Below are 15,468 nucleotides of genomic sequence, written 5' to 3'. Positions count from 1 at the left end.
CATGCGTTCGATCCTTAAGTTGCTTGCCATGTCGATAGGCCTGTTTATTTCTTTCTCGGCCTGCACGACGGATTTTTCTGGGCGAGACCTAGATCCAATAGTATCCGACCTTGTCAAAAGATTGGCAGGGACGCAGAAGCAGCGCCAGGCCGCTGTTGATCAGATCGAGTTACTGGGGGGAGGTGCAATCCCTTATCTTGTTGGGCATCTTGAAGATAATCGACCGCTCGCCTCCCCAGGCCTCGTAATGACGAATAGAGATCCTTCTGGATTTGAAAGTCGCCGCGAATACACCCCGGAGACTGTTCACGATGTAATTTCAGCAATACTCAATGAGGCTACTGGCCAGAGTTTTGTATTTGTATATAACGGCGGCACAGCAATAGAGCGGAAGAATAACGCATCTCAGTGGGTGCTTTGGTGTCAAAAATCCTTTCCAGATATGCGAGATATTTGCGCAAAAAACGAGCCACTCCCGAAAAATCCGAGCCAGGGCAAAGTCGAGACTTCGCCTCGCAAGGGCTCCGTGGATCGCAAGGAATCAGGCCTCGACATTCACTAGCGGGTTGCTCGATGGAAGGGATGCACGGGTCGTAGCCCATGCAGTCGCGACAAGGGGTTTTTATCGAGGGGGGGGGGGCACACAGCCACCTCACAACTGGGATGCGGATAGTCGAGCCGATATCGACGCAGGTGCAATCGAAGCGATGCATGAGACGCTGGGCAACCGGCCTACAGGCTGCGGCTGCGGGGGATAGAATGATGACCTGGACGCTGCTTGCCTTCTACGCTGTTCTCGCGGTGCTTACGTATTTCGCAATGACCGGCAGAACTCCTACCAGACGGCTGTTATCCGCGATTGGAATAGCTGCCGTTCAGATTGCTGCGCTTGTGTGGATTCAGATCATTGCCAGAGCGCTGGGGTCGCAGTCCACTCATGGATCTTATTCCATCGGAGTCGGTGAAATCTATCTCGCCATACGCCCCATTCTCTTGTTCAACGTGGCAGTTTGCATTGCGCTTGTTCTGATATTTTTGACTGCACTATCAGGAAAGAAGGCAGCTGGCAAGTAGGTTCCCGCGCTTCAACTTGCGAGGGCAGGCTTGTCTTTGGAACAGACAGTGGCGGCGAGAAATGCTCTGAAGTCCTACTATCGTGGTCGCCACTGGATACTCTTTTGCCGAAGATCAGTAACAGGTTCGGCTATCCCGTAGCACAGGAAATACTGGCAAAGAATGGGGGCGACGCTGCCCGGGCCATTGCGCGATCTGGGAGCACAAGTCTTCCGTGGTCGCTCGGCTTGGTTGGTACTGGTCTCGGCCTTCGCCGCGATCTGCTGGTTCAACGGCAACCTGTGGGCGCTGGCAGCGATTCCGGTCGCATTGGGCATGTCTCGGGTGGCTTGGCCGGTGCCGCGTGGCCGGTGGGCCTTCTACGGCTACTAAGTTGGGCATCTGGCGTGTCTTGGGCTGGTGGCGCTTATACTGCCGCCGTGAGCGCCAGCCATTTCCTTGGCGCTCAAGCATCAGGGGGATGCCATGTTCACAAGGATTGCAGCTGGATTGCTGCTGTGTGCGCTCGCCGCGCCTGCGGTCGCCCAGCAGATTTACAAATGCGTCACCAAGGCCGGAACCGAATACCAGTCAGCGCCGTGCGCCAACGGCGAGGCGGCCAAGACGTGGGCCGTGGAGGTCGCGCCTCGATCTGAGGGCGTCATTGAGAATGAGCGCCGCCTGGACGCAATTCGACAGCAGAATTCAGCGTCTATCGCCCCCGACCTGCACCAACGCAGCCTGTCTATCGGAACGGCGGTGGTGGCGCACGCCTCCACAACATTTCTCAGTACAGGGACCCGGAAGCATGCGAAGCCGCCAAGGCCGAGCGAGAGCGTGTTTTCCGCATGTACGGTTCTAACCGGCCTTACATGGTCGGCCGCCGCATGGATGACATGGTTTGGTCGGCCTGCAAGTAGGCCGCTTGCATATATCACTGGCCTCGCCAGATCCTATCCAGAAGACAAATAGACGCCATGCCAATATCCATCGACGCCAGGCTAAAGGTGCGCTTGCCGGCCACGGTGGTTACAAAGGTTGTCGAGACGCCCAAGACTAAGGAGAAGCTTCCTGCGGGCGTTCAGTACATTCTGGACATGGCGGCCAGTGCCAGGGCGAGGCACGCCGGGTGGTACGGTCAGCGCGACATCGTGGAGTTTCGCGCGTCAGGCGGCGGGCAAGTACTCGATCGATTCACCACGGAGCAGCTGTGGGCGCTGGGATGGTCTGTCAAGCGCACCGAATTCGGCGTGTTACTGAGCGCTAAGGGGCATGAGATTATCGCCACGACTCGGCCCGTGGACCCGTTTGGCGAGCAGTCCGATGCTACGACCGCGCGCATAAAGGCTGCGGCGGGGTCGCCTGTGACGAGCGCGAGCGAGACACAGCCGACCACCGCCGCGGCGAACGGGAGCACCCTAATTGCAGTTGGGAAGCGCCCCTTGGGCACGTTCCCGGAGACGCCTCCGTATCCGGCAAGCTTCTAAATTGCGTGAGTAATGCGCAGAGCACGGGGATGTCTCTTACGGTGAGGAAGTGCCAAAAATCACTCTTTCCGCACTAAACATGATCAGAGGCACATACTGAGCCACAATGTCCTCTGAAGCCGACAGCGGCACGTGACACTCCTCGCGGGAGTAGCGATCCGTTGAATGAACGATGGCGTTTCGAATGTGCTTCAGCGCTTTCGCCACGTTTCCGATTACGTGGCCGGGTTGTTTCGATACAACCAGCTCTTCCCCGAAGACGCGTCTCTTCTTCGTATAAACGTTCTCGCCCCACTCCCGTTCAACCCTCTCAATGAGTGAGATCATCTCGCGCTCTTCGACGTATCTGTCAAGCACGTTTCTCAGCAGCTCAGTTTCGTCACTCCTTCGCTCATCGCCCTTGACGATCGACACGACCTTGTCAAGCGTTGCCGTCGTCGTTTTGAAGGATGGATCGTTCAGAACGACCGCTAGACGTGCATGCAGTTTGGTTTCTGCAACCCTGAGGAAGTAATACTCAAGACAGTTGTAGAACGCCAGAAAGGATTGACTGGGATAGGGTGACGACTTCGCAACCTTATAAAAGCTCACCACGTTGGTGTCGTAGGAAGCTTTCGGAATCTGCAAGCCCCCCTCACCAGACGATCGGTCATTGAAGCTCCAGTACTTCCGGGGCTGCCATATTTCCAAGCATTCGTCCATCTGCATTGCAAGGGCGAATAGCGAAGACCTGATTGACCCAATTGCCGTTTCCTCCAAGTTTGGAGGGATGGCCTTTCCTTTCCGCTTGAAACAACCCGAGTATGTCCTTGGTACCAATTCGCTAACAGAAATATTCCTAAGCTGAGTACTGCCAATTCGATTCAGCATCCTCTCGATATGCTGCGCCGGAATAGCATCCGCCTCTAGCAGACTCATGGCGAAGGCGTTAGTCGACGGCCCGATTACAACCTCGTCCCCATTTGCGGAGGCTAGGTTGATTGGATCACGGGAGCGAGGGCCCTGCGAGAGTGCGAGCGGTACAAGCTGCACCTCAATTGAGTTGTTGACCTGAAGAATCCTAGTCTCAGGCTTGAAAGATCGACTCCGGGCGCCCTGCATTCGGGAGTAGTCCGCCTCGAAGGTCGGGTCAGCTTTAATGGTGAGGTCGTGCTTTCCCTCTCGCACCAACACAATTGAATCCGCTGTGAGGCTCACACTCAAGCCATGCTTCACAAGCTTGTTATAGAAAACCTCGAGAAACGTCATCCCGCCCCCATACAGGTCTGTGTCCAGGCGATTGTACTCGGGCGTGGGGGCAGCGCCCCTGCGGAAGCGCCTCACACGCGCTGGCGAGGTATCGGCCCCGGTAAGGGTAGGGCTGCCGCCACCGGAACGGCGTCAATTCCAGCCAACGCCACCGCCGAACGCTGCTTGCGCCGGGTCATCACATCCCGCAGATTGACGACAGTGGCGGGATGATGATGGATTCTGGCATCTTGATTGCGCACGTCTCTGGAACTATTGATCGACCACACCGAGCGTGCAGCCTCCATCATACGGCGAGGCGTGATGCGTCACGTAAATTGACGGCATCGAGTACCATCCCTCCAATCTGGAGGGGAATATGGACATTCGACTTGCGGCGATGTGTGCATTGCTGGTCATGACCAGCGTGGCGTCAGCACAGCAGATTCATTCAGCGAGGGGGCCAGCGCCAAAGCCGATTCCGGCAGCGCCCAAGGCCGCGTATAACTCGATGGCGAAGACGACAACACCATTCAACTGTGAACAGTACCGCTGGCCGAACCATCCTCATCCGGGCATGAAACCGCTCTGCGATGGGATTGAGGCCAATGCGTTACAGCAGGAGTCCAGGCAGGCGGGACGCCCAAGTCCATCTGCCGAGGTGGTGGCGCTACCTGCGATGGGTACGGATGCAGCCAAACGCTCAGGAATGGCGTGCATTGGCGGTCAGGCGATGCGTAGGCTGCCAAACGGGTGGGAACAGGTATCCTCGCGTTCTGGCGGCTGGTTGCGCTGCCGGGAGCAGTGATCCGGGGTGTAGGGGCAGCGCCCCTACGGAAACGCCTCATCCGCGCTGGCGAGGCCTCGGCCCCGATCCTGGTAGGACTGCCGCTGGTGGCTCGGCGTCAGGGCCAGCCATCACCACCGCCGACCGCTGTTTGCGCCGGCTCACCACGTCCAGCAGATTGACGACAGTGGCAGGACGATCCCACGCGACTGCAGCACGATTGTTCCCACGTATTGAGCAATGGGAATCTGGCGCCGAGCGTGCAGCTTCCATCATCCGGCGCCATTCCTGCGCTTGGCAGGCGGTGAGTGACAGCCAGGCCAGATCTTCGGGAAGCAGCTCGCGGCCTTCGGGTGTGATCAGGCGATCACCGAGGAAAGAAAAACCGGCCCAAGGGCCGGTCAAGTCGATACGGTGGTGCGGGTCAAACTCAATCATGCCGCGATCTCATCCTTGGCCGGGGACTGAGGACGCAGGCAAGAGCCAAGCCAGAGGCCCAGCCATTGCCACGCGGAGCCAACAAAGGCCCAGATCCGGCGGATCTGCAATTTCGCATAATGTATATTATGTTCTAGCCAGACTGGCCCGGGCGACCGCCGCCCGGGCCCAACCCGCGCTGCAGGCTCCCCCTTGGCCGCCCCAACACCGGCAGAACCGCGCCCCACAGGCCGAGCCTTTCTCACCCCGTATCCAAACGCCCTCGTGTAGGCTCGGCGCACCACTTAAGGACGGGTTTGGCGATGCGCCTGGCTGATTTTATCGAACGGAATGCGCGAGAAATCCTCGACGACGCGGTGGCATTCGCCGAAACGCAGGCACCCGATACCGTCGAGTTCAGCGCAAAGCAACTTCGGAATCATCTTCCCCAGATTCTTCAGGCGGTCATAGACGATCTCAGATCGCCGCAGACAGACTCCCAGCAGCTCGCAAAGTCCCACGGGCTTGCACCGTTGAAACCCGGCCCCGAGTCCGCCGCGTCCTATCATGGCCGAACCCGCGCCATCGCCGGCTTTGGCCTCAACCAGATGGTGGCTGAGTATCGAGCGCTTCGGGCTTCGGTACTTCGGCGATGGGCATCCGACCAGCGGCTGGTCACTTCATCGATCGATGACATCCTTCGTTTCAATGAGGCCATCGACCAGGCGGTGGCCGAATCCCTTGCTCAGTTCTCTGCCGAGGTCGAATCCTGGCGGCAGATCTTCCTCGCGGCGCTCGGGCATGATCTCCGAGGCCCCTTGGCAGCGATCATCTTCTCGGCAGACACCCTGGCCAGTGGGCTGCAGGACCCAGCTTTGGCCAAGCAGGCCGAGCGGATCATCAACGGCAGCATGCGCATGAAAAAGCTGCTGGACGACCTGCTGGCTTACAGCCGCAGCAAGCTGGGCGATGGGATGGCCATTCATCCGGTGGACTGCGATCTTGCCCAATCGCTTGGCGAGGAAGTCGAATTGCTTCGCGCTGCCCTGCCCCACGTCCCCATCACGTATGAAGTTGAAGGCGATGCCCGCGGTTGCTTCGATGCCTCTTCGTTGCGCGAGGCGGTTCACAACCTCACGACCAACGCCGCAAAGTACGGCGAGCACGGCACCGATGTGCGGATCAGCCTTGAGGGCCTCGCCGACCAGATCCTGATCACGGTGAGCAACACGGGGGCCGAACTGTCGGACGAAGCGTTCAACAGCCTGTTCGATCCCTTGCGCCGAGGCTCGCACAACGCGTCACAGGGAGAACACGCGAGCCTTGGCCTCGGCCTGTTCCTGGTCCGGGAAATCTGCCACGCGCACCGCGGCACTGTCCATGGACGATGGCGTGATGGCCGCACCTCATTCGTCATCACACTCCCGAAGAATGCTGATTGATGCGGCCGACCTGGCGACGGCACTACAGGAACCTGTGCATCACGAAGACATCGACCAACCCGCGCCTGCCATGCCGGAAGGCCTCTGGCAGCGTTCCAACCACCGCAAACCCCAGCTTCCGGTACAGCGCCACCGCCGGGCCGTTGGTGCTGACCACGTAATTGAACTGCATGGCCAGGAACCCTTCCGCCCTCGCCCGCTCCAGGCTGTGTTCCACCAGGGCTCGGCCCACGCCCCGCCCCTGTGTCGCGGCGTCGACCACATACGTGGCGCTGGCCACATGCGCCCCAAGGTCAGGGAAATTCGGGCCCATCTTGTACATGCCCACAACCCGGCCCTCCAGCACAGCTACATGAGGTACCTGGGCCTGAAACCAATGCGCGCGAAACGTCTCGACAGCGAAAGAGCCAGCAAAGGGCAGCGCATCCTGCGTCGCAATGGCTTGCTCGAACATGCCCCACATCACGTCGAAATCGCCTGCACGGGCGGGCCGGATATCCATGCGACTCCTGCAGATCTGTGGTGGTGACCAGGCCGGACACTACCAGAATCCAACGCCTGCTCCGTAGCTGCTTCACGCGCCACCGCCATCGGCTCGGCAATAGTTGCAGATATTCCGGCCTTCAGAGCAGTAGATGTCCCCTGTTTCCGCGCATATCCCGCACCGGCTTCGACGGTGGCGTGTTCCTGCCTGCGTCCTGCTGGGCATCTACCTGCTGTACCTGCTGGCCGGCAACATCTTCCTCAACACACCGCTGTTCGACCAGGTCACCAACCGCAAGCCGCACAAGTTCGTGATGACCACTGGGCCGGCCATTACCGTGCTGCCAGGCCATGTCATCGCCTGGAACGTGCACATGCGCGGCCATGTGAACCACACGGTCTACGTGCTGCACGCCGACCGCGCCAGCGCTCGTCTGGCGGTGCTGCCCCTGTTCCAGCGCGAGGTGCGGGTGCCCCGGCTGCAGGCCACCGGGGTTTCGGCCGAGATCAGCCGCGTGGAAGAGGCCATCCCGCCACCGCCGCGCAGCGACCGCGGCTGGACCCTGCGCTTCGATGCCATCCACAGCGACAGTATCCGCAGCGCACGTTTCGGCAAGCTGCTGATCATCGGCCAGGGCCAGGGCACGGTGGGCTTCCTCAAGCAGCTGCGCGGCGGGCCGTCGGAACTGTTCGAATCCGAGGTTGCATTCAGCGATGCGGACACCAGTTTTGACGGAGTGCAGCTGTTGGGCGACATGGATCTCACCGCGCGCTTCAGCTATCCGCGCCATTATCGGGACCAGGCGCCCGGCCTGGCCAAGTTGAAGCTGCTGCATGCCCAGCTCGAGGTCGATGCCCGCAGCCAGGGCCTGCGCATGGACACCAATGCCACAACGCCGAAGATCTCCAGCGCACCAGTGCCCGGACGGCTGCAGGCCGCACTCCACCTGATCGATGGCCAACTGCAGCCCGGCGACCAAGCGCTGTGGCAGGTGCCGCTCTACCTGGGCGACGGCGCCCCCGATCGCGGCATGCTGGCGCTGCAACTCAATGTGGCCAAGGACCTGCGCCTGCAGGCCCGCTTGCCGCAAAAGTCCGGTTCAGGCAGCGAGGTGGATGCCGATCTGCATATCAGTGGCCGGGACATTCCCTTCCAACAGCCCGCACAGCTGCTGGAACGCAGTTCTGGCACAGTGCGCGGCGAATGGACGTTCACCTCGCTCAACTGGATCCCTGCCCTGTTCGTGCGCAAGCCGTGGCTGCAGCTGGATGGCGGCGGCACGCTGAAGGCGGACCTGCGCCTTCGCAACGGCGAGCTGACCGAAGGCAGCACCGTGGACATTCCTGCAGCCGAAGCCGTGGCCGAGGTGGCGGGTGTGCGCTTGGCGGGCACGGCCAGTGCCCACGGCGAACTGAAGGCCGGCACGCCCAGCCAGGCGCGGCTGGCCGTCCGGTTGCCCCGCTTCACCGCGCGGCCAGGCGATGCCAAGGACGTACGCCTGTTCGACGGCCGGGATCTGGCCCTGGACCTGACCGGCGATGGCCGCCTGCAGGAACTGCGCAAAGGCGTCCGCGCGCAGCTGCGCTTCAGTGAAGCCACCATCCCTGATCTGACCGCCTACAACCGCTACCTGGGTTCGCCCCAGGTGCGACTGCTCCGTGGCACCGGCACCGTGAGTGGTGATGCGACCCTCGATACCGACGGGCGCGTCGGCCATGGCACGGCCCGGCTGTTGGGGCGCAACGCCAGTGCAAAGGTGGCAGGGCTGGACATGGGCGGCGATATCGACGTGAACGCAACACTGCGCCGGGGAGACTTCAACCAGCGTCATTTCGATCTGTCCGGCACCACGGTCGAGCTGCGCAACGTGCAGGTGGCGGGCACGCAGGGCTCGACGGCATGGAAAGGCCGCGTGGACTTCAAGCGTGGGCGCATCGATGCGCAGTCGCCGTTCCAGGTGGATGCGACCACGGACCTGGATCTCAGCGATGCACGACCGTTGCTGGCGCTGTTCGCAGAGCGCACCGACTACCCGCGCTGGACCTTGTCCCTGCTGGATTCCGGACAGGTACAGGCCCAGGCGACGCTGCGCTGGCGCCCTGGCCATCTGGTCATCGATGGCCTGCAGGCCGAGAACGACCGCCTGTCGGTACGCGCGCGGCTGGATCTGCTGGAACAGCGCAAGCGCGGTGATCTCTATCTACGGTGGGGGCTGCTGGGTGCGGGCATCGAGCTGGACGGCGACCAGCGCCAATGGCATCTGGCCAGGGCACGCGAGTGGTTTGACCAGCAGCCTTCGCTGCTGCCAGCGGGCCAGGGCGCGGGTGCTGCAGGCTCGTCGCGCTGAAGACAACCGTCTGCATCCATTGGCGGCCCCGGTGCGTATACACCGACGCCCCAATTGACGAGTTGCACGCAATGAACAAGCGCACACAGGCCTATGGCCTTCTGGGATGGGTGGCGATCACCTTCGCCGCCGCCGCACTGGGCGCGTGGGCCTCGACGTCCGCCGCCAGCTTCTATGCCACCCTCGCCCTGCCTGCATGGGCGCCGCCTGCCGGTGTGTTTGGCCCGGTATGGACCTTGCTGTACGCCATGATGGCGATTGCGGCGTGGCTGGTCTGGCGGGAGCGCGGCTGGCGCGGCGCGCGGCCTGCGCTGTGGCTCTATCTGGTGCAGCTGGCCATCAATGCACTGTGGAGCTGGCTGTTCTTCGGCTGGAAGCTGGGCGCCCTGGCCTTCGTCGACATCCTGGTGCTGGTGGCGCTGGTGTGCGCGACGATGCTCGCGTTCGTGCGCGTCCGCACGATGGCAGGCGTACTGCTGCTGCCCTATCTGGCCTGGATTTGCTTCGCCTCGGCGCTCAACTTCGCAGTCTGGCGAGCCAACCCCGGGCTGCTGTGACAGCGCGCCGCATCACTTACGCCTGGGCCACGACCTGTGGGCGCCAGTTCCTCAACAGCGCCGGCTTGAACGCCTGCTGCCCGCAGCCGGTGGGGCAACGCACCACACGCGCCGACGAATGGCTGACCAGGCCTTGTCCTTCTTCGGCCTTGAACACCGTCTCGCAGGACAGGCAACGGGCCACCAGCGAATACAGGTGCAGCAACCGGCCACTGGCGGGGTCCTGCAGGGCATCCACATCCAGCAGTTCGAACTGGCAACTGTCAGCCAGCATGCGGTACGGCGTAGAAGGCAGGGTCTGCAGGTTCACGGGCGTGGTATCCGACGGAAGTCGAGCCACCCTAGGGCAGCCGCTGTCGAGCCGGCGTGCAGCGCAGATGCACTGGCCGCGAAGCCGGCAGAGACGCCTGCCGCATGCGCATCGCTGCTTGTATGAAGAATTCAGTTTCAGATGGAGGACACGCCACATGCACAGGGAGGTAGGCGGATACGCTCTTTTGCTTCACCATCCATGGTTACCGGATACACCGCTGGGTCGTTCCTGCCCTTCACGAATCATGAGTCCCGCCCTTGATGCCTTCTGCTGAGCCCACGCACGACGCTGCCCTGTCGCGTTGCGCGCGCGAACCGATCCATACCCCCGGCGCGATCCAGCCGTACGGTGTGCTTCTGGTGGTGGAACCGCACTCGCTGCAGGTGCGTGAGCGCGCCATCAGCCACCCCGCCCTGCTGCAGCAGTTCGGCGAGCCATTGATGCAACACGTCGCCGAGGTGCTGGGTGGCGTGCTGGCGCCGTTCCAGGCGGTGTTGCAGCAGGCCACGGTCGGCAGCAGCGCACACGTGGGCGCGGTGCATCTGGATGGCCATGGCCGCCACCAGCTGCTCGTGCACCGGTCTGCAACCGACCTTCTGGTTGAACTGGAGGCGCCGGTTCCGGGCCAGCCCGGTTCGCTGGAAGAGCTGTACCCGGCGATCCGCGAGCTGATGTCCGGCATCGAGACCGCCACGACGGTGGAAGACCTGTGCAGGCTGGCCGCCGCGCATGTGCGACGCCTCACCGGCTTCGACCGCACCCTGGTCTACCAGTTCGATGCAGGCTGGAATGGCACGGTGGTGGCCGAGGACGGCAACGGCCTGCTGCCGTCCTATCTGGACCTGCGCTTCCCCGAATCGGACATCCCCGCCCAGGCGCGTGAGCTGTACCGCCGCAACCGGGTGCGCCTGATTGCGGACAGCGATTACACCCCTGCGCCGCTGTTGCGCGCGGAAGCGCATCGCGACGCGCCTCCCACCGACCTGAGCCTGGCCGTGCTGCGCAGCGTCTCGCCGGTGCACCTGCAGTACATGCGCAACATGGGCACCGGGGCATCAATGTCGGTGTCGCTGGTGCACGAAGGGCGGCTGTGGGGCCTGGTGTCCTGCCACGCGGTGCAGCCGCGCCGCCTGCCGTACCACGTGCGTACGGCCTGTGAGTTCATGGGCCAGATCCTGTCACTGCAGATCGCGCTGAAGGAGCGCGCGCGCGCGATCGAGGAACGCGTGGCCCGTCGCTCGGTGCTGGTCAAGCTGCTGGCACGCATGGCCGGGGACGAAGAGTTCATGGCGGCGCTGCGCCACGATGAGGCCAGCCTGCTGTCCCTGACCGGCGCGGCCGGCGCGGCCATCGTGCACAAGGGGGACTGCATGCGCGTGGGGCAGTGCCCGCCCTCCAGCGAGGTGCTGGCCCTGGCCGACTGGCTGGCCAACCAGCACGCCGGGCAGGAAATGTACTGCACCGATCATCTCGCCGGCGACTGGTCGCCTGCCGCGCACCTGACCGACGTGGCCAGTGGCCTGCTGGCGGTGTCGATCTCGCAGCTCCATCACAGCTACCTGATGTGGTTCCGGCCGGAGGTCGTGCGCACCGTGCGCTGGGGGGGCGACCCGCGCAAGACCGAGGCGCCCGGCGTGGCCCTGTCGCCGCGGAACTCGTTCGAGGCGTGGAAGGAGACCGTGCAGCAGCGCAGCCTGCCGTGGAGTGATGCCGACTGCGATGCCGCGCACGAAATGCGCACCGCCATTGTCGACATCGTGCTGCGCAAGGCCGAGGAAATGGCGGAGCTGAACGAACAGCTGGTGCGCAGCAACAAGGAACTGGAAGCGTTCTCCTATTCGGTCAGCCACGACCTGCGCGCTCCCTTCCGCCACATCGTCGGCTACTCGGAGCTGCTGGGCAGCTCTGCGGGCGAGCGCCTCAACGACACCGAACGTCGCTTCCTCGACACCATCGTGGAATCGGCGAAATCGGCCGGCACGTTGGTGGATGACCTGCTCAGCTTCTCGCAGATGGGCCGCTCGACGGTGGGCAGGGTGCGGCTGGACATGGCTGCGCTGGCCGAGGACGTACGCAGGACGTTGGCCCTGGACTATGCCGGCCGCGAGGTGCAGTGGACGCTGGCGCCGCTGCCGGAAGTCGAGGCCGATCCGACCATGCTGCGCCTGGTCTGGCAGAACCTGCTGGGCAACGCGATCAAGTTCACCCGCGAGCGCGAGCAGGCGGTTATCGAGGTCGGCCACGAACGCAACGACGACGAAGACCATTTCTTCGTGCGCGACAACGGCTGCGGCTTCGACATGCGCTACGTGGACAAGCTGTTCGGCGTGTTCCAGCGCCTGCATCACGTCGAGGAATTCGAAGGCACCGGCATCGGCCTGGCCAATGTGCGCCGCATCATCGACCGCCACGGCGGCCGCACCTGGGCCGAGGGCGAACCCGGCAAGGGCGCCACGATCCATTTCACCCTACCCCGTTCCACAGGAGATCACCCATGAGGGACCTGCGGCCGATCCTCCTGGTCGAGGACAGCCCCAAAGACGCCGAGCTGACGATGGCCGCGTTGTCACGCTGCCAGCTGCTGAACGACGTCATCCACGTGCGCGATGGCGCCGAGGCGCTGGACTACCTGCGCTGCGAAGGCAAGTTCGCCGGCGCCATGCACGGTGGCCCGGTCGTGGTGCTGCTGGACCTGAAGCTGCCCAAGGTCAATGGCCTGGAAGTGCTCGAACAGGTCCGTGGCGACGCGCAGCTGAGCAGCACCCCGATCGTGATGCTGACCTCCTCGCGCGAGGAGCAGGACCTGGTGCGGAGCTACGAACTGGGCGTCAATGCATTCGTGGTCAAGCCGGTCGATTTCAAGGAATTCTTCGATGCCATCCAGGGGCTGGGCATGTTCTGGGGCATCACCAACCAGCCACCGCCGCACCGGCCCAACGGTTCGGGGCAGCACCATGCGTGATGGATCGCGCCGCAGTGAGCGCCTGCGCATCCTCATGCTGGAGGACAGCGCGCTTGACGCGGAGCTGATCAGCGCACAGCTGCAGCGCGCAGGCCTCGACTTCGAGGCCGAGCGGCTGTGGACCCGCAATGCGTTCATCGAGGCGATCGACAATCGCCCCTTCGACATCATCCTGGCCGACCACGTACTGCCTGGATTCGATGGCGATGCCGCCCTTGCGCTGGCGCGCGAGCGCATCCCGCACACGCCTTTCATCTTCGTCTCCGGCACCCTGACCGAAGAGCTGGCCGTGCAGGCCTTGACCCGCGGCGCACGCGACTATGTGGTGAAGCAGCGCCTGCAGCGCTTGCCGGATGCCATCCGTCGCGCGCGGCAGGAAGCCCACGAGCGCAACCAGCTGGTGCAGGCGCAGGCTGCGCTCAATGAGAGCCAGGCGCAGCTGCAGCAGGTGACCGACGCCGTTCCGGCGCTGATCGCCCGGCTCGACAAGGACCACCGCTACCGCTTTGCGAACAAGGCGTTCCTGGATTGGCATGGCGTGAGCCAGGCCGAATTGCTGGGACGCCTTGCCCGAGATGTCAGCGGCATCAGCGCCTTCGAACATGCCCTCCCCAGCCTGGAACGCGTGCTGCAGGGCGAGCGCACCAGCTTCCAGGTCGAGCTCGTGCATCGCAGCGGCCAGTCACGATTCGTGCAGATGGACTGCGTGCCGGAGCATGCCGCCGACGGCAGCGTGGTCGGCTACATCTGCATGGGTAGCGACGTATCGGTGTTGAAGCAGGCCGAACTGGCCCTGCGTGAGGACAACCAGGCCCTGGAGCAGCAGGTGCAGGCGCGCACAGCCGAACTCCGGGCCAGCAAGCGGCGGCTGCAGGCGATCTTCGAATCCAGCTTCCAGCATCAGGTGTTGCTGGATCTGTCCGGGCGCGTGGTCGATGCCAATGACGCCTCATTGGCCGCCGTGCTGGCGGACAAGAAGGACATTGTCGGCCAGCGCTTCGGCGAATCCCTGTGGTTCGCCAACACCGACGGCGTCGGCGCGGTGGTTGACCAGGCCGTCGCCGCGGCGGCACAGGGTCGCAGCTCGCTGCATTCCCTCGAGCTGGAACTGCCCACCGGCCGGCGCAGCTTCGATGTCTCGCTGCGCCCGCTGCTGGACGCCGACGGCGTGGCCACTGCCGTGGTATCGGAGGCGGTGGAAACTACTGCGCGGCGGCAGGCCGAGCATGCGCTTCGCCAGTCGCAGAAGATCGAGGCGGTCGGCCAGCTCACCGGCGGCATCGCGCATGATTTCAACAACATCCTGACGGTGATCTCGGGCAACATCGAGCACGCCATGCTGCTCAGCGAACGGGCCGGCGAAGCCGGCGCGATGGCCAGCCGTGCCCTGGACAATGCCCTGAAGGGGGTTGGCCGTGCCGCCAGCCTCACCCAGCGCCTGCTCGCCTTTGCCCGGCGCCAGCCGCTGCGCAGCCAGGCAGCCAACCTCAACGAGTGCCTGCTGGACATGCAGGACATGCTGCAGCGGGCACTGGGCGAACTGGTGCAACTGGACATCCGCACCGCCGAGGACATCTGGTGCGTGGAGATCGACATCAGCCAACTGGAAGCCTCGGTGCTGAACCTGGCGGTCAATGCGCGCGACGCGATGCCGCACGGCGGCCGCCTGGTGATCGAAGTCGACAACAGTCACCTCGACCACGACTATGCCGCATTGTTCCCGGATGCGTCCCCCGGCGAGTACGTGATGCTGCGGGTGCGCGACAACGGCCACGGCATGGACGCGGCCACCCTGGCGCGCGTGTTCGAGCCGTTCTTCACCACCAAGCAGGTCGGCCGCGGCACCGGGCTCGGCCTGTCGATGGTGCACGGCTTCGTCAAGCAGTCCGGCGGCCACGTACTGATCGATTCGGCGGAAGGCGGCGGTACCAGCATCACCATGATGTTCCCGCGCTCGCCGCTGGCGCTGCCTAGCGAGGCTCGCGTTCCGCAGACGGGCCTGGCCGGCTACTCGCCACGCGAGGAAACCGTGCTGGTGGCCGAGGACAACGACGATGTCCGTGCGCATACAGTCGATGCGCTGCGCCTGCTGGGCTACCGCGTGCTGGAAGCGCACGACGGCCCCTCGGCGTTGCGGCTGCTGGAACGGCCGGACACCAAGGTCGACCTGCTGTTCTCGGACGTGGTGATGCCGGGCATGTCCGGCTGGGAGCTGGTGCGTGAGGTGCGTGAACGCTGGCCGGCAATCGCGGTCCTGTTCACGTCAGGCTATCCACGCGACCACGATGCGGTTGGCGCGCAGGGGCGTGCAGCCGCCCTGCTGCCAAAGCCATTTACCCGCAGTGACCTTGCGCTGGCAGTGCGCACCGCGCTGGAGGCTGCGCCGCGCTGA

At 63.5% G+C, this 15,468-nt stretch carries 15 protein-coding genes; 11 read left to right on the top strand and 4 right to left on the bottom strand.

Annotation, left to right across the window (positions count from 1 at the left end):
* Position 1: 1 nt before the first annotated feature.
* The 4 genes from AC5P8R_RS05605 (at position 2) to AC5P8R_RS05590 (ending at position 2,540) form a co-directional block, all read left to right on the top strand.
* A complete protein-coding gene (locus AC5P8R_RS05605; protein WP_140222830.1) occupies positions 2 to 562 on the top strand; it encodes a hypothetical protein in 561 nt (186 codons plus the stop codon).
* 200 nt (positions 563 to 762) lie between these two features.
* A complete protein-coding gene (locus AC5P8R_RS05600) occupies positions 763 to 1,074 on the top strand; it encodes a hypothetical protein (RefSeq protein ID WP_164076869.1) in 312 nt (103 codons plus the stop codon).
* A gap of 465 nt (positions 1,075 to 1,539) precedes the next feature.
* Complete coding sequence (locus tag AC5P8R_RS05595; protein ID WP_495223067.1) at positions 1,540 to 2,025, top strand: DUF4124 domain-containing protein; 486 nt, start codon at positions 1,540 to 1,542, stop codon at positions 2,023 to 2,025.
* Between the two features lie 5 nt (positions 2,026 to 2,030).
* A complete protein-coding gene (locus tag AC5P8R_RS05590) occupies positions 2,031 to 2,540 on the top strand; it encodes a hypothetical protein (RefSeq protein ID WP_495223066.1) in 510 nt (169 codons plus the stop codon).
* A 36-nt stretch (positions 2,541 to 2,576) separates the two neighbouring features.
* Here AC5P8R_RS05590 and AC5P8R_RS05585 read toward each other — a convergent pair whose 3' ends face one another.
* Entirely contained in the window at positions 2,577 to 3,788 is a 1,212-nt protein-coding gene (locus AC5P8R_RS05585; protein ID WP_197590999.1) for a hypothetical protein, read from the bottom strand.
* Positions 3,789 to 4,146: 358 nt separating this feature from the next.
* Between AC5P8R_RS05585 and AC5P8R_RS05580 the strand changes: the two genes are divergently transcribed.
* On the top strand, positions 4,147 to 4,575 hold the full coding sequence (locus AC5P8R_RS05580; protein WP_197590998.1) for a hypothetical protein: 429 nt from the start codon (positions 4,147 to 4,149) through the stop codon (positions 4,573 to 4,575).
* Between the two features lie 36 nt (positions 4,576 to 4,611).
* On the opposite strand, the gene AC5P8R_RS05575 is transcribed toward AC5P8R_RS05580, so the two are convergent.
* Complete coding sequence (locus tag AC5P8R_RS05575) at positions 4,612 to 4,992, bottom strand: DUF3653 domain-containing protein (RefSeq protein ID WP_481441403.1); 381 nt, start codon at positions 4,990 to 4,992, stop codon at positions 4,612 to 4,614.
* Between the two features lie 302 nt (positions 4,993 to 5,294).
* Here AC5P8R_RS05575 and AC5P8R_RS05570 point away from each other — a divergent pair, with 302 nt between their 5' ends.
* Entirely contained in the window at positions 5,295 to 6,413 is a 1,119-nt protein-coding gene (locus AC5P8R_RS05570) for an ATP-binding protein (RefSeq protein WP_197561090.1), read from the top strand.
* A gap of 22 nt (positions 6,414 to 6,435) precedes the next feature.
* On the opposite strand, the gene AC5P8R_RS05565 is transcribed toward AC5P8R_RS05570, so the two are convergent.
* A complete protein-coding gene (locus AC5P8R_RS05565; RefSeq protein ID WP_053494701.1) occupies positions 6,436 to 6,915 on the bottom strand; it encodes a GNAT family N-acetyltransferase in 480 nt (159 codons plus the stop codon).
* A 133-nt stretch (positions 6,916 to 7,048) separates the two neighbouring features.
* Between AC5P8R_RS05565 and AC5P8R_RS05560 the strand changes: the two genes are divergently transcribed.
* Positions 7,049 to 9,244 (top strand): AsmA family protein, encoded by a 2,196-nt coding sequence (locus AC5P8R_RS05560; protein ID WP_495223065.1) that lies wholly within the window; start codon positions 7,049 to 7,051, stop codon positions 9,242 to 9,244.
* 71 nt (positions 9,245 to 9,315) lie between these two features.
* Positions 9,316 to 9,801 (top strand): TspO/MBR family protein, encoded by a 486-nt coding sequence (locus AC5P8R_RS05555; protein WP_495223064.1) that lies wholly within the window; start codon positions 9,316 to 9,318, stop codon positions 9,799 to 9,801.
* 16 nt (positions 9,802 to 9,817) lie between these two features.
* Here the strand turns inward: AC5P8R_RS05555 and AC5P8R_RS05550 are convergent, their stop codons facing one another.
* A complete protein-coding gene (locus tag AC5P8R_RS05550) occupies positions 9,818 to 10,111 on the bottom strand; it encodes a hypothetical protein (protein ID WP_014647137.1) in 294 nt (97 codons plus the stop codon).
* A 263-nt stretch (positions 10,112 to 10,374) separates the two neighbouring features.
* Here AC5P8R_RS05550 and AC5P8R_RS05545 point away from each other — a divergent pair, with 263 nt between their 5' ends.
* The 3 genes from AC5P8R_RS05545 to AC5P8R_RS05535 are packed head-to-tail and all read left to right on the top strand — an operon-like array spanning position 10,375 to position 15,468.
* Positions 10,375 to 12,612 (top strand): ATP-binding protein, encoded by a 2,238-nt coding sequence (locus AC5P8R_RS05545; protein ID WP_495223063.1) that lies wholly within the window; start codon positions 10,375 to 10,377, stop codon positions 12,610 to 12,612.
* The gene (locus AC5P8R_RS05540) at positions 12,609 to 13,076 is read left to right on the top strand and encodes a response regulator (protein WP_014647135.1); all 468 of its coding nucleotides are present in this window, start codon (positions 12,609 to 12,611) and stop codon (positions 13,074 to 13,076) included. Before AC5P8R_RS05545 ends, AC5P8R_RS05540 begins: the two co-directional genes overlap by 4 nt.
* A complete protein-coding gene (locus AC5P8R_RS05535) occupies positions 13,069 to 15,468 on the top strand; it encodes a response regulator (protein ID WP_495223062.1) in 2,400 nt (799 codons plus the stop codon). The genes AC5P8R_RS05540 and AC5P8R_RS05535 overlap by 8 nt, the downstream gene beginning before the upstream one ends.

The sequence above is a fragment of the Stenotrophomonas sp. YJH_SMC_73 genome (genome assembly GCF_059370155.1).
The sequence above is the reverse complement of the archived record's forward strand: the minus strand, read 5'-3'. Positions and strand labels throughout refer to the sequence as shown.